Origin of the sequence: Dinghuibacter sp., assembly GCF_035492835.1 — a bacterium.
GTDB lineage: Bacteria > Bacteroidota > Bacteroidia > Chitinophagales > Chitinophagaceae > Dinghuibacter.
In genome coordinates this window covers 16,038-30,583 of record NZ_DATJIY010000258.1, presented here as the reverse complement: position 1 = coordinate 30,583, position 14,546 = coordinate 16,038, and the positions used below count along the sequence as shown (strand labels likewise).

The window sequence follows — 14,546 nt, the reverse complement described above, 5'->3', positions numbered from 1 at the left end:
GTTTCGCAAAACGGGGTAAAAGAGGCACCTCACCCCTCCCCTTCGGCCTACGCGCGAAAGGGCAGCGCGTGGGAGGCACCGCGGGCGGCATGCGAGGATTAGATGCGCAGCAACCCCAGCCGGCGCAGCCCAGTCACGGGCTTGTTATCCCAAAAGAGATCGAAATCAGAAAGCCCCGCGGACTCGTAGCTGGCTTTGACGTCCTGGAGCGTCGATATGCGCGGCTGGTGGACGGAAATGCGTTCCAACGCGGAGGCGAGCCACGCGCCCTGCGGCTGGTTTACGTGGAGGTGGAAGGTTTCGCGGCGGTCTTCGAAGGTGAGCTCGGCCATCTCCCAGGAGTTGCCTTTTTTGGATTTGGTGTAGGGACGCAAGGTGGGTGTATTACCGAGCCAGACGACCTTGGCCGTGGCGGCGGTGGGTGCATATTCTTCTTCGGACAAAAGACGCGCGATATAATCGGGCGAAATCTTTGTGGAAGGCACCTTGAAGTCGAACCACTTTTGCAACGGGTAATCAAAACAGGCGCCGTGCATATAGTTGAGCAATGATTTGGCGAGCCCGAAACCAAAGGCTTCGTGGTCGGCGCCCCTGGGGTCGCGGTGGGGGATGTCGTTGTTGGCGAAGGGCGCGACAAGCGTATCCTCGGCGGCTTCCACGCCGAACGACAAGGGATCGAGACCTACGGGGCTGTGGGCGGTCATCGTGAACAAATGCCAGAAGCCCGAGCGCAACACCCCCGCGGCAAACAGCTGGCGGACTACCTCCAGCGAATCGATGGTCTCCTGGGCGGTTTGCGTGGGGAAGCCGTACATCAGGTAGGCGTGCACCATGATCCCGTTTTGGGTGAAGTGGCGGCAGACGCGCGCGACCTGGGCCACGGTCGTGCCTTTGCGGATAAGCTCTAGCAGGCGGTCGGAGGCCACTTCGAGACCGCCGGAGACCGCGATACACCCCGAGGCGCGGAGGAGACGGCAGAGGTCGTCGGTAAAGCTGCGCTCGAAGCGAATGTTCGTCCACCACGACACGGTCAGCCGGCGACGGATGATCTCCAGGGCCAGGGCCTTCATCAACGACGGTGGCGCGGCTTCGTCCACGAAGTGAAAGCCGTTCTGACCGGTGGTCCGTATCAATTCCTCCATGCGGTCGCACAGCAGCTTTGCCGTCAGCGGCTCGTAGAGCCGGATATAGTCGAGCGAAATATCGCAAAAGGTACACTTGCCCCAATAACAGCCGTGCGCCATCGTGAGCTTGTTCCAGCGGCCGTCGTTCCAAAGGCTGTGCATGGGGTTGGCTATCTCGATCGCGGAAATATACCGGTCCAGCGGGAGGCCCTCGTAGTTGGGCGTACCCGTCTGCGCTTGTTTGTAGTCGGGGATGGGGTTGTCGTTGCAAAAGGCGACGGCGCCATCCTTCCGTATCCAGGTCCGTTTGAGGGCCGTGACCGGCAATTCGCCCCGTACGTGCCGGTAGAGGAGCTCCAGCGGCGCTTCGCCGTCGTCGAGACAGACGAAGTCGACAAAGTCGAATACCCGCGGCTCGGCCAGCGACCGCAGTTCCGTATTGGGGAATCCGCCGCCCATGGCGATGCGGACGCCGGGGTAATGCGTCTTGATCCAGGCGCCCGCCCGGAGGGCCGCGTAGAGGTTCCCCGGGAATGGCACCGACATGGCGACCAGCGCGGGGCGTACCGTTTCCATGTACGCGTCCAGCAACCGGAAGAGCACCCGGTCGATGTACGTCGGAGGCCCCTGCAGGGCCGTATGGAGGGGGTCGAAGCTTCCCGCCGAGCGGGCCAGTCTTTCCGCATACCGGCTGAACCCAAAGAACGGGTCGACACATTCGGTGACCAGGTCCGCGAGGTCTTCCAGGTAAAGGGTCGCCAGGTGTTTGGCTTTGTCCTGCACCCCCATGCTCCCAAACGCCCATGCCAGGTCGTCGAGCTGGGCGAACCGCCCCGCCTCCGGCAGGAAGTTCCGCTGCGCGATCAGGTGGGCCATGGTGGGGATTTTGCCCTGCAGGAAGCGGACGACGTCGTCGATGGTCTGGAGGTAGTCGTCGCGGAGGGAAAGGATGCGCCGGGCGTTCGCCGAAAGCCCGTCCGCGGTGGATGCGCCAGCGCCCGCGGCGCCCGCGACAAACGCAAAGAGGTCACGCAGCCCTTCCTTGCAGAAGATCGCCAGCGTGACCTCGATGCCCAGATCCGCCTGTACGGCGGGTATCTGCTTTGTATTCAGGAAGCCCTTCAGGTAAGCCGTCGCCGGGTAGGGCGTATTCAGCTGTGTAAAGGGCGGGGTGAACAGGAAAACGGGCGCGTCCAAATCAACCGGTTTAACAGCAAAGGTACGAAGCCCGCCGGTTATGGCCGCCTGAACCAGGGGTGGCGCCTACGGCGCCGGACTCGCGAATTGCCGCGCGACGGGCCATATCCCGGCTCCCGGCGTCGGTACGCTCACGCCGGCGGTATTGCCGCGTACGCCGCCATCGGCGCCATAATGGTATAGCGGCCACCCCTTGTAGGTCAGCTGTGTCTTACCAAAGACGTTGATCACGCCGAAGTCGGAGGTCTTCAGGATGGAGGGAACCTTCCCGACCGAGCTCACCTGGAATATCGGCCAAACGCCGTCGTTGCTGAAATCGGACTTGGTGAATTTGTTGACGCTGGCGGAGTCGTGGCTGAAGGTGTATAGGGTCACACCCTTGTCGTCGGTCATGTATTCAAAAGGCGTAGCGGTGGCGATGCTGTGGCCCAGCGTGTCGTAAAAAAGACTGTCCGCGCCCTTGAGCCGCCCCATGGACAGCATGACGGTGTAATCCGGTTTGGCGACAAACCAGACGTTGTCCAGACCGTCCCCGTTGATCTGACCGGCTTTGGTGTCCTGTGCGAAATAATAGAGCGGCCAACCCTTGTACGTGGTCTGGAGCGCGCCCCCGGGGCGTGTAATGACTCCGAAGTCGGAGGACTGGAGACCGGCGTCCGCGGTCACCTTGGGGGTATAGAATGACGGCCACGCGGCGAGACAGCCGCCGGTGCAGGTGGTCTGGCCGGTGGCGTCGGGTGAAAAGAAATAGAGCGTATTGCCCGCGCTATCCGTAAGGACGTTTCCGAAGGTAGTACTGTTCGTTATCCTGATCGTATTGGCGGGCGGTGCGGGAGGTGAATTGTAGCCGCTGCTCTTGGAGCACGAAGACAAGACGATAGGGCACGCAACGGCCGCTATCAAAGAAGTCTTTAATAGATAGTTCATGAAATAACAGGTTTAGATGTGGGATGTTGTACCTGTAGATACGCGCGGCGGCATCCGTTGGTTGCGTTCGTCTGGAAAAAATGTATCTTTCGGATATGCTCAAGGTTCAGTCATACCAGGTAGCGGACTCGATCGACGTGAAGTCTTTCCGGGCGGTGCGCAAGGAAGACATCTACCAGTTCGACGCCGGCGAGCTGTTCTATAAGACGGGTGAGCAGTCCTTTGTCTATGTATTCAAGTACGGGGTCGTTTGTTTTATGAACTGCGGCGCCGCGGCGGTCGACGAGTTCCTGGAAAAACTGTCCCCGTTCTGCAGGAACCTCATCGTCCCCCGGCTCAGCGAGGAGTTCGAAGTGGACGTCGACGCCGGTGAAACCCGTATCGGGTATAATAAAATAGAACTCGCCGGAGCGGATGTCCAGGCGCTCCGCATCGTGATGCTCAACGTCTCCCAGTCGGTCGCCCTGGACTATTATTCCGAGCTGACGGACCGCTTACAAGAGGAGACCACCGCCCACACCCAGGTCCTGGAACGGAAGGGGAAGCTGGACATCGGCGGCGCCAACCTCAAGAAGTACATCGCCAAGACGCTCAACATCAAGAACCGCATCTCCGAAAACCTGTACGTATTCGATTCGCCGCCCGAGACCTGGGAGAACGAACAGCTCAACCGGATCGACCAGGGCATGAAGGCGACCTTCGATCTGCAGGAGCGGTTCCGTGACATACGGGAAGGGCTGGAGATCATCAAGGAGAACCTGGACCTCTTCAAAGACTTGTTGCAATACCGCAACAGCACCGTCCTGGAATGGGTCATCATCGTGCTCGTTTTCCTGGAGGTGCTGAACCTCGTAATCGATAAGTTATTTAAGTAAGACGCCCGCCTGGCAACGGGGCTGCGTTGGGGCGCCGCGTCACTCCGCCTTCAGGCTCTCCGCCGGACTGACCCGCGCCGCATTCACGGCCTGGTAGCCGACGGTCGCGAGCGCCACGAGGATGGCCGCCGCACCGGTCCCGATAAACACCCACCATCCCATGCTGACCCGGTAAGCGTAGTCGGAGAGCCAGCTGTGCATGGCCCACCACGCGGCGGGGGAGGCGATCACGAAGGCGATAAAGATCAGCTTTATGAAATCCGCCGACAGGAGGGCGGCGATGTTGGTGATGGATGCGCCCAGCACCCGGCGGATGCCGATCTCCCGGATGCGGCTTTCCGCCATATAGGCCGCCAGCGCGAACAGCCCCAGGAAGGAGATGCAGATGGCCAGGCCGCTGAACAAGGCCGCCAGCGTACCGAGCCGCTCCTCTCCCTCGAGCTTCAAATCGTATTGCTCGTTTACGATTTTGAGCTCGAATGGATAGTTGGGGTTGTATTTCCGGAAGACCTCCTCCACTTTTTTCAGGGACTCGGAAGTGTTCCCGGTCAACCGGAAGGTGAGCGCTCCAAAAGCCGCCGGCGCGTTGCTGCCCTGGATGACGGCCGGCCAGATCGGGCTATAAGGGGAGCTGGCTACAAAATTCGCCACCACGCCAATCACGTGCAGCTTCCGCTTGAACAGACGGATCTCTTCGCCCAGCGGGTGTTTGAAGCCCATCGTACGCACCGCGCCTTCGCTCAGTAGCACGGCGTCGGTGTCGGCCGGGTTTTGCACGACGTCTATGTCCCGGCCGGACAATAGTTTTATCCCGGTGGTTTTGATAAAGTTGCGGTCCGTCTGGTAGAGCGTGAAGTCCATGCGGGTGCGTTCCGGTTTGCCGCGCCATTCATAGTCGGCGACGTCCGACCATATGTCGGTGATGGGGGAATTGGACCGGGTCAGGTCGGACACCGCTCCCGAGGCTTCCAGGCCTGCTTCGATCGGCGCGTAGTTTTTCCGGATGTCCCCATTGATGTACACGAAATACAAGTTCTTCTGTATATATCCGCTGTCCCGATGCCGGGCGTACCAGACCTCCCTGTAGATCACCAGGGTGCAGATGACCAGCATGATGGCGATGGTGAACTGGAACACGACCAGGAATTTTCGCGGGGTTATCATACCGAGCGCATTCTTGAAGGTCCCCTTGAGCACCTGTATCGGGTGATAGCCGCTGAGATACAGCGCGGGGTAACTACCCGCCAGAAGACCGGTGAACAGCACAAAACCCAGCGCGTACAGCCAGAACCGCGGGTCGGCATAGGGGATATATAGATATTCGAACAGCAGCCCGTTGAACACCGGCAAGAAGAGCTGCGCCATACCCAGGGCCACGATCCCGGACAGGAACGCGAGCAGCGTGGACTCTCCCAGGAACTGCCAAATCAGCGATCCTTTGCCCGCCCCCATCACCTTCCGGATACCCACCTCCCGTGCCCGGCGGATACTTCGTGCCGTGCTGAGGTTCATATAATTGATACAGGCGATCAACAATATAAAAGCAGCAATGACGCAGAGTATCCTGACGAAATAAATCGCACCCCCGACGGACACGCCGTTCTCGAAATTGGAATATAGCATCCAAAGACGGGCGGGGTGCAGGAAAAGCTGGTTCTTGACCGTGGGATCGTGCGCATTGGTGATACCCGCGAAAAGACGGTCGGCGGTCTGCTGACTGACACCCTTGCGCAGCAACACGTATGTGGCGACCGAGTTGTTGATCCATGTCGAATCATCCCAGCCGACTTCCCGGGCATACGACCACGGGATGTAATACGTGAAGTCGTGGAAGCGTGTGTTTGGGGGTAGCGGCTTGAGCAGGCCGGTCACCGTGAATAGTACGTTACTGTCGACGGCGATCGTCTTCCCCAGCGGATCGGCGTCACCGAACAGCTTCCTGGCTATGTCGGCGCCCAATACGATGGAATGAGGCCTGGCCAGGGCGGTGACGGGGTCGCCTTCCTGGAAGGGCAGGTTGAAGATGGAGAAAAAGTCCGGGTCGGTCACATACCCTTTGGCCCGGAACTGCGAGCCATTGGTTTCAAAAATATGGTTCTTGTCGGGGACGATTTCCCGGACGGAATCGGGCACGTTGAACACGATGGAACCTATCCATTGGGTGCGGGCGGCATGCTCGACCTCGGGGAATGCCCTCAGGGCTTTCCTCAGCGGTTTGGGCGTCCCGGACCATGCTTGCAGGCGCCCGTCGATCATGGCCCGGTTGTAGACCTGGTAGATGCGGTCTTCCTTATCATAGATGCGGTCGAAGGTCAGGTAATTGTGGATCTCGATGAGCAACAGCAGGGCGCTCGCCATCCCGACCGCCAGGCCGAATATATTGACCAGGGAAAACGTCCGGCTCCTGAGCAGGTTCCGGTAGGTCGTCTTGAATTGGGTGGCCAGGAGGCTTTTGGCGGGGAGCCACCTGCGGCGCGGCGGCGTCACCGGTGCGGGGACCCGCGTGGGCCCTGGGGGCAGCTCATCCAGGCGCAACTGCAGCCGGTCGGTCGCCTCTTCCGCGGGGGTACCTTCCCACGCCTCTTCCGGATTCCACAAAGCGGACAGCAGCTCTAATGAATATTGTCCGGACTCGTCCTCCTCCAGGAGCTTGTCGAGCTCCGCCAGCTCCGCGGGCGTGGCCTCGCCCGACAGCTTGCGCGCTACCAGCTTCCAGATATGGTCCTTGTCCTTCATGGCCCTGAAAAGTACGACTTCTAAAAAATATTTGCGTAACCGGATTGTTACATATAAATTTGGGTCATGGAACAAGCCCCCGTCATCGTAGAAAAGGTCATCAACGCCCCCGTAGCCCGTGTCTGGCAGGCCTTAACGGACAAGGCGCAAATGAAACAGTGGTACTTCGACGTCTCCGACTTTCAGCCGGTGGTCGGATTTACGTTCGAATTTTCGGGCGGTAGCGATACAAAGACATTCCGCCACTTGTGCCGGGTAACCGAAGTGGTACCGGAACGGAGGCTCGCCTACACCTGGCGGTACGACGGTTACCCGGGGGACTCCCTGGTCACCATCGAGCTGGCGGACGAGGGCGCGGCTACCCGTGTCAAGCTGACACATACCGGTCTGGAGACCTTTCCCCAGGAGACCGGCGACTTTGCCCGCGAGAACTTCCGGATGGGCTGGACCGAGATCATCGGCGTCCTGCTGCCGAAATTCGTGGAGTAGTTTGGTGGAATATTGGTTAATTTGGTGTATGCCTTCGCCGAACGACAGGGATACGCTTGCTTTATTCCGGGAACTGGCTGTACACGACAGCGAGCCGGCGCTATGGCGTCTGCATTCCATCTACTTTTCCCGGTTGTTTGCGTTCACGCTGTCCATGGTCCGCGTCAAGGAAACCGCCGAAGAGCTGGCCAGCGACGTCTTCCTGGACGTCTGGGAAAAACGCCACCTGCTCCCCGGCGTGACCCGTCCGACCGCCTATCTTTTTGTCTGCGCCCGGAACAAGGCCCTCCGTCACCTCCAGCGCCCCGCGCTTCCCCTGGAGTCCTTCGACGACTATACCGACCTGGAGTGCGCCCTCGAGCGCGGTCCCCACGAGCTCCTCATCAGCTCGGAGATGCTCCGCTTTATCAACGAAGCCATCCGCGCGCTCCCGCCCCGTTGCCGGTTGATTTTCCGCCTGGTCAAGGAGAACGACCTGAAATACCGTGAGGTCGCGGAGCTCCTGTCCATCTCCGAAAAGACCGTCGAGGCGCAGATGGGGATCGCTTTCAAGAAGCTATCGGCTTCCATTCCGTTCAAGCTGGCGTGACGCGACACCCGAGTGACGCGACGCCCGCGTGACGCAAAAGCCCCCAAAAAAAACTTCCGGACGTTTAGGGGTACCATCCCCGAAAGTGTATCCTTTAGGATATACAAGAAAAATTTATGTCCCGACTCTGGGAATTATTAGCCCGTAAATACAACAACGACCTCTCCAGGGATGAAGAGGAGGAACTGGAACGCCTGCTGGGAGAACAAAAGGACATACCGGACGTCAACGAGATACTGACCAAACCGGCCGGTCTGGACGTAAAGAAGCTGACCAGCGTCATGGACGAGGCGCGAAGCCGGGAGTGGATTGCCCGCCGCCTGGCCGACAGGCGCGCCGTGGAAGAGGCCCAGCAGCAGGCGTCGGTGACCGGTGAGTTCGCCGACCCCGTCAGGCCGTGGTACAAACGGCAGGGGTTCCTGTGGGCGGCGATCACCGCGGGGCTGCTTGCGGGCGGTGGATGGCTGTACCGGTCCATGCTGCCCACCGCGGCGCAGGAGGACAAGCCGAGCCTGGTAGCCACCAGCCTGTCCAAGACCCGGATAATCCTTCCCGATGGCACGCAGGTGGTGCTCAACAAGAACAGCAAGCTTTCCTACAATAAAGACTTCGGCCACAGCAAACGGGAGATCGCCCTCGTCGGGGAAGCCTATTTCGACGTGGCCAGAAACGAATCGGTGCCCTTATCCGTACAAGCGGGACCGGTCCGGATCACGGTCCTGGGCACCGCCTTCAACGTCCGCGCCTATACCGGCGACTCCATCGTGGAAGCGGCGCTGATCCGGGGCTCGATCGAGGTCAGCTCGACAAACGACCCCGGGCGCACCATCCTGATGCGCCCTTACGAAAAGATCGTGTTCAGCCGCGCGGCGGCGGCGCCCGTCATGGGAACCCCCGTAGCGCCCAGGGACAAACCGGAGCCCTCGCTGGTGAAGCTGGACCGCATCCGGCCGAACGCCGCGGACAGCAGTATCAACGAGATCGTGTGGACGCAGGACCGGCTGGTCTTCCACAAGGAGCCCTTCCGGAGCGTGGCCTGGAAAATGGAGCGCTGGTATGGCGTGAAGATCAACTTCGGGGACGCCGCCTCCGAGAAACTGCTGATCACCGGGTCCCTCGAAAAGGAAAACCTGCGCGAGGCCCTGGATGCGCTACGGCAAATCACCCCCTTCGACTACGACGTAACCGGGAGCGCGGTTATCATCCGTAAAAGAGAAAACTATTAATTCACCAATACTTGTGCTGATGGATCTACACGATGTATGACATGCCATAGAAGCGAGAAAGGGAGATGCGGCAACATCCCCCCGTTCTCTTACTTGCCAGGAAATGGGAACCCCTGCTAAGAGCTGTTCCCCATTTATTTACCTAACAACCTTAAAGGTATGCTTTTTCCCCTAACTAGTTGCTTGCGGGAGGCGCCCGGCCTGTCCGTTAAAATGAGATGGCTTATGCGGATTTCCTTAGTCACTACTACCGTTTTCGCGATGCATTTGACCTTATGGGCCCACTCCCAGAAAACGATGTCCTTTACGGCGAAAAAGGAGACGCTGAAAGACATCCTCTCGCTGATCGAGCAAAATTCAGACTACCGCTTTTTATACAGCGACAACCCGGTCTTTGAAAAGGACCGGCTCACGGTCCGCGTCATCAACGCGGGCATAGACGAGGTGCTGGGCAAGATACTGCCCGGGACGGGGCTGCATTATACGATAAACAACAAGGACCTGGTCGTCCTTTCGGCCACCGGCGTCGATGCCTTCCGGTCCGTATCCGGTACGGTCGTAAACGAAAAGGGCGACCCCATCGTCGGGGCGAGCGTAACGGTCAAGGGTACCTCGAAGGGGACCACCACGAACGCCAATGGCGAGTTTACGATTGACGCAAGCCCCAACGACGTCCTGGTCTTTACGTTCGTGGGCTATGCCGCCCAGGAGATCAAGGTGGGCGACCAGAAAACCCTAAGGGTCGCCCTGGCGCCCGGAACCAAATCGATGGAAGAGGTCGTGGTCGTGGGGTACGGCACCCAGAAAAAGGTGAACCTGACCGGGGCGGTGGCCTCGGTGAATGCCGACAAGCTGGAGAACCGGCCCATCGTGAACCTGGCGGACGGGCTCGTGGGGTTGATCCCCAACCTCAACGTCAACCTGGGCAGCGGCCAGCCGGGCACGGCGGCCACGTTCAACATACGCGGTTTGCGGACCATTTCGATTGGTAGCAATTCGGGCAGCACCGCCCCCCTGGTCCTGGTAGACGGCGTGCAACGCGACCCGAACCTCATCGACCCGAATAACGTCGAAAGCGTCACCGTCCTAAAGGACGCTTCCGCCGCCGCCATTTATGGCGGCCGCGCGGCCTATGGCGTTATCCTGATCACAACCAAGAACGGACGACGCGGCGCGGCGGCGCAAATCACCTATTCCGGTTCGTATACGACGTCACGCCCGACCAACCTGCCCAAGTACGTCGACTCCAAGGGCTATGTCGACCTTTTCAACAGCGCCCAGCGGACCGGGCTCGCCACGGGCGGATACACCAGCAGCGACCCGCTGACGTCCACCGATTCCACCCTGGCGGCCAACTACCGGCAGGATCCCGCGCACAACCCCGACGCCTATGTCGACCCCGGGAACCCCAACCGTTACCGCTATGTGGGCAACACGAACTGGGTAAAAGTGCTGTACCCCGGTTGGGCGCCTCAACAGGAACACTTCCTGTCGGCCTCCAACAGCAACGGGAAGACTTCTTATGTGGCGAGCTTTGGCTACTTCAACCAGGATGGCCTGGAAAAGGTGGCCCACCAGGTCTACGACCGGTATACGCCCAACCTGAAGGTCAATTCCGACATCACCTCCTGGCTGAACGTCGACCTCAATATGTCCATGACGCACACGTACAACAACGGAGGCGCCGCCACCCGTATCAGCCAGGGGGGGCCCACCAACGGCTCCTGGATCCCCGGCGATCTGAGGCCCCTCATGCCGGTGTACAATCCCGACGGCCACTTTTCCGGCCAGGGCAACTACTCCAACCCCGTGGCGATCCTGACGCTGTCCGGCCGGGACATCGATACGCGCAACGACTACTGGACGACGGGCAGGGCCACGCTGCGACCGGTCAGGCACCTGACGGTCACCGGCGACTTTACCTGGAACTCGTTCAGCGAATTCGAAAAGGCCAACCTCGTCCCCTTTAACGAGTACGGGGTCAACGGCGCATTCCTGGACATCTTCCCATGGACCAACCCGTCGCAGGTGCAACAGACCAGCAATAACAACTATTATACGGCGCTCAACGCCTATGCGACCTATGAAAACACCTGGGGCGCCCATTACCTGAAGGTCCTGGGTGGCTACAACCAGGAGTACCAGCACTATAAGTACGACCTCTCCCTGGCGCACGACCTCATCGACCCCAACATCCCCGGTATCGGTCTCAACAACGACCCGAAACCGACCATCCAGGGCGAAGAAACGGACTATGCGCTGGTGGGTACCTTTTTCCGGGTCAACTATGTGTATGACAAACGGTACCTGCTCGAGATCAATGGCCGCTACGACGGCACCTCCCGTTTCCAGCCCACGGACCGGTACACCTTTTCTCCCTCCGCTTCCGCCGGGTGGGACATCTCCCAGGAGAAATTCATGAGCGGTCTCCGCGGCAAGATCGACGAGCTGAAGATACGGGCGTCGTATGGCGTGCTGCCCAACCAGCTGGCGCCCTCGGGGACGTCGGCCGCCAACCAGTATCCCTATCTGGCGACCTTACCCACCAGTACCGTCGGGTACCTGTTCAATGGGCAACCGGGTATAGCGGTGGGAACACCCGGTCTTATCAGCCCCAACTTCACCTGGGAAAAGGTGGAGACCAAAAATATCGGCCTGGACTATTCGCTCCTCAATGACAGGCTGAGCGGCAGCTTCGACTACTATATCGCGTACACCAAGGATATGATCGTGCAAAGCGCGCAGCTGCCGGCCGTTTTGGGTACCACGGCGCCGCCGACGAACGCCGCCGACCTGCGCACCAACGGATGGGAACTCAGCGTCACCTGGAAAGACAATGCCCTGAACAGGAAGCTGTCCTACGCGGTCACGCTGGGGCTGTCGGATGCTTTCAGCACCATCACCCGTTACAATGGCAATCCCACCGGTCTGTTCACGTCCAATACGTATCGCCCCGGGGAGCGCCTGGGCGAGATATGGGGCTTTAACAGCGAAGGGTTCTACAAGACCGACGACGAGGCCAAGGCGGTGGATAACTCCGCCATTGCAGGATATACCTGGCTGGCGGGCGACATCAAGTATGCCGACCTCAACCACGACGGCAAGATCAGCTATGGGAACAATACGGTGTCCAACCCCGGCGACCAGCGCATCATCGGCAACTCGACCCCCCGGTATAAATTCGGTTTGAACCTGAACCTCGGGTATAGGGGATTCGACTTCGCCGGTTTTGTACAGGGCGTGCTAAAGGCCAAATACAACCCGGTACAGAGCAACGTATTCAACCCCTTCCCCTACGACGAGTACGGCATCCCCTACGGGTACGCCACGAATTCCTGGAGCCCGGACAACCCGAATGCCTATTTCGGCCGTCCCCGGTTCGCCGGTTACGGGAACGAACAGACGCAGACCAGGTTCCTGCAAAACGCCGCGTTCGCCCGGGTCAAGCAGCTGACCCTGGGCTATACCCTGCCGCACACCCTGCTCGGCCGTTGGAACATACAACGGGTCAGGGCGTATGTGACAGGCGCGAACCTGATCACGATCACGTCGCTCTTCAAAGGTTTCGATCCGGAGATCATCAACTACCAGGGCGGGTTCAACACCTACCCGATCAATAAATCGGTCTCCTTCGGATTACAGGTAACGCTTTAGGCATTCACAGTAAAATGTAGACAATGAAAAATCTTCTCTATATACTGGTCGGTGGCGGGCTCCTGCTCTGCGGCTGCAAGCGGGAAAAGTTCCTCAACCGGACACCCATCAGCGACATCAGCCCGGACAATTTTTTCAATACGGAAACGGACCTGCAGCTGTATTGTAATTCCTACTACAACAACCTGCAGCTTTCCTACACCAACTACCCCAACTGGAGTCTGGTCGAAAGCCTGGTAAAGGCCGACGACAACTCGGACGACAAGGCCAACCAATCGATCTTCACCTTCCTGGCCGGAACGTTCACGGTGCCGAGCAGCGCCAGCGGGACCGCCTGGGATTTCAGCTTTATCCGGTCGTTGAATTACTTCCTGGCGAACTATGGCAAGGCCGACCTGTCCGACAGCATCAAAAACATCTATGTGGGAGAAACGAAATTCTTCCGGGCGTTTGTGTACTGGAACCTGGTGAAAACCTTCGGGGACGTTCCGTACATCGATACCTATCTGACCGATACGTCGGTGACCGCGCTGTATGCGCCCCGGACGCCGCACAAGCAGGTGATGGACTCCGTCCTGGCGGACCTCAATTTTGCCGTGGCGCACCTGCCGCTGCCCGCCAATGCGGCGAACGGCCGTCTGAACATGTACCGGGCCCTGGCCCTGAAGGCGAGGATTTGCCTATGGGAGGGCACGTACCGGGAGTATTTCGGCGTGGGCGACCAGACGCCCTATTTGCAGGCGGCGGCGGACGCGGCCGGACAGATCATGAGTTCGGGTTTGTACAGCTTGTACTCCACCGGCAATCCGACGAGCGACTATTACAACCTCTTTGTCCAACACGACCTGAGCGGCAATCCCGAAGCCATATGGCCGATGCTGCAAAGCGCCAACGTCCTGATGAACAACGTAGACCGCCAGCTGGGAGAATCCGGGGACGGCTATAGCAAGGACTTCGTCCGCTCCTACCTGTGTACCGACGGTTTGCCGACCGCGCTAAGTCCGTTGTATAAGGGAGACGATTCCCTGGACGAGGAGATCATCAACCGCGACCCCCGTTTCACACAAACCATCGGCACGAGGGGGTTCAATTTCCTGGCAGGGGACATCATCACCCTCCCACGGATAGGGACCAACGTGACCGCTACCGGTTATCTGCCGGTCAAGGGCCGCACGTCGAGCATCAACGACTGGAACGCCAACGCGTCCACGCTCGAATTCTTCATCTTCCGTTACGCCGAGACGCTGCTGATCGAGGCCGAGGCCAGGGCGGAACTGGGCACCTGTACACAGGCCACCATCGACAGTACCATCAACAAGCTGCGCGATCGGGTAGGTATGCCGCACATGGTCATGGCGAGTCTCACCCGCGACCCGAACTCCCACTTCCCGACGGTGTCCGTCCTGATAGACGAGATCCGGCGCGAACGGCGCGTGGAGCTCGCCTCCGAGGGCTTCCGCTGGGATGACCTGCATCGCTGGCATGCGGGCAGCCTGGTCAGCAACCCCGAGACCATCCTGGGCATCAAGCTTCTGCCCCAGACCCGGGCGGAATATCCGCCTTCCCAGGTGAGCAGCATCGTCGTTGACGCCAACGATTATGTCCGCGTCTACCCGAGCATCGGTAACCGGACCTGGGACGATAAACTGTACCTGTACCCGATCCCTACCGGGGAATTGACGCTAAACACCAACATGCAACAGAACCCCGGCTGGTAGCGTCCACGCCT

At 59.6% G+C, this 14,546-nt stretch carries 9 protein-coding genes; 6 read left to right on the top strand and 3 right to left on the bottom strand.

Features of this window, described 5'->3' with window-relative positions; genetic code table 11:
* Positions 1–98: 98 nt before the first annotated feature.
* Together VL547_RS22820 and VL547_RS22815 are read right to left on the bottom strand one after the other, a co-directional pair.
* Entirely contained in the window at positions 99–2,321 is a 2,223-nt protein-coding gene (locus VL547_RS22820; protein WP_325582347.1) for a B12-binding domain-containing radical SAM protein, read from the bottom strand.
* A 66-nt stretch (positions 2,322–2,387) separates the two neighbouring features.
* Positions 2,388–3,248, bottom strand: a complete 861-nt coding sequence (locus tag VL547_RS22815; RefSeq protein ID WP_325582345.1) for a hypothetical protein — start codon at positions 3,246–3,248, stop codon at positions 2,388–2,390.
* A 95-nt stretch (positions 3,249–3,343) separates the two neighbouring features.
* On the opposite strand from VL547_RS22815, the gene VL547_RS22810 reads away from it, so the two are divergent.
* On the top strand, positions 3,344–4,123 hold the full coding sequence (locus VL547_RS22810) for an RMD1 family protein (RefSeq protein ID WP_325582343.1): 780 nt from the start codon (positions 3,344–3,346) through the stop codon (positions 4,121–4,123).
* Between the two features lie 39 nt (positions 4,124–4,162).
* Here the strand turns inward: VL547_RS22810 and VL547_RS22805 are convergent, their stop codons facing one another.
* On the bottom strand, positions 4,163–6,859 hold the full coding sequence (locus VL547_RS22805) for an ABC transporter permease (protein ID WP_325582341.1): 2,697 nt from the start codon (positions 6,857–6,859) through the stop codon (positions 4,163–4,165).
* A 66-nt stretch (positions 6,860–6,925) separates the two neighbouring features.
* Between VL547_RS22805 and VL547_RS22800 the strand changes: the two genes are divergently transcribed.
* The 5 genes from VL547_RS22800 to VL547_RS22780 all read left to right on the top strand — a co-directional run bounded on the left by VL547_RS22800 (position 6,926) and on the right by VL547_RS22780 (position 14,535).
* A complete protein-coding gene (locus VL547_RS22800; RefSeq protein ID WP_325582339.1) occupies positions 6,926–7,348 on the top strand; it encodes an SRPBCC domain-containing protein in 423 nt (140 codons plus the stop codon).
* 28 nt (positions 7,349–7,376) lie between these two features.
* Positions 7,377–7,937, top strand: a complete 561-nt coding sequence (locus VL547_RS22795) for a sigma-70 family RNA polymerase sigma factor (RefSeq protein ID WP_325582337.1) — start codon at positions 7,377–7,379, stop codon at positions 7,935–7,937.
* Positions 7,938–8,053: 116 nt separating this feature from the next.
* A complete protein-coding gene (locus VL547_RS22790) occupies positions 8,054–9,163 on the top strand; it encodes a FecR family protein (RefSeq protein WP_325582335.1) in 1,110 nt (369 codons plus the stop codon).
* Positions 9,164–9,388: 225 nt separating this feature from the next.
* Entirely contained in the window at positions 9,389–12,817 is a 3,429-nt protein-coding gene (locus VL547_RS22785) for a TonB-dependent receptor (protein ID WP_325582333.1), read from the top strand.
* Positions 12,818–12,840: 23 nt separating this feature from the next.
* Positions 12,841–14,535: a RagB/SusD family nutrient uptake outer membrane protein gene (locus VL547_RS22780; protein ID WP_325582331.1), complete on the top strand. Its 1,695-nt coding sequence runs from the start codon at positions 12,841–12,843 to the stop codon at positions 14,533–14,535.
* The last annotated feature ends 11 nt before the right edge of the window (positions 14,536–14,546 follow it).

Coding starts and splice junctions, on each gene's coding strand:
- VL547_RS22815 (WP_325582345.1), bottom strand. CDS start 3,248: ATGAACTATCTATTAAAGACTTCTTTGATAGCGGCCGTTGCGTGCCCT.
- VL547_RS22810 (WP_325582343.1), top strand. CDS start 3,344: ATGCTCAAGGTTCAGTCATACCAGGTAGCGGACTCGATCGACGTGAAG.
- VL547_RS22805 (WP_325582341.1), bottom strand. CDS start 6,859: ATGAAGGACAAGGACCATATCTGGAAGCTGGTAGCGCGCAAGCTGTCG.
- VL547_RS22800 (WP_325582339.1), top strand. CDS start 6,926: ATGGAACAAGCCCCCGTCATCGTAGAAAAGGTCATCAACGCCCCCGTA.
- VL547_RS22795 (WP_325582337.1), top strand. CDS start 7,377: ATGCCTTCGCCGAACGACAGGGATACGCTTGCTTTATTCCGGGAACTG.
- VL547_RS22790 (WP_325582335.1), top strand. CDS start 8,054: ATGTCCCGACTCTGGGAATTATTAGCCCGTAAATACAACAACGACCTC.
- VL547_RS22785 (WP_325582333.1), top strand. CDS start 9,389: ATGCGGATTTCCTTAGTCACTACTACCGTTTTCGCGATGCATTTGACC.
- VL547_RS22780 (WP_325582331.1), top strand. CDS start 12,841: ATGAAAAATCTTCTCTATATACTGGTCGGTGGCGGGCTCCTGCTCTGC.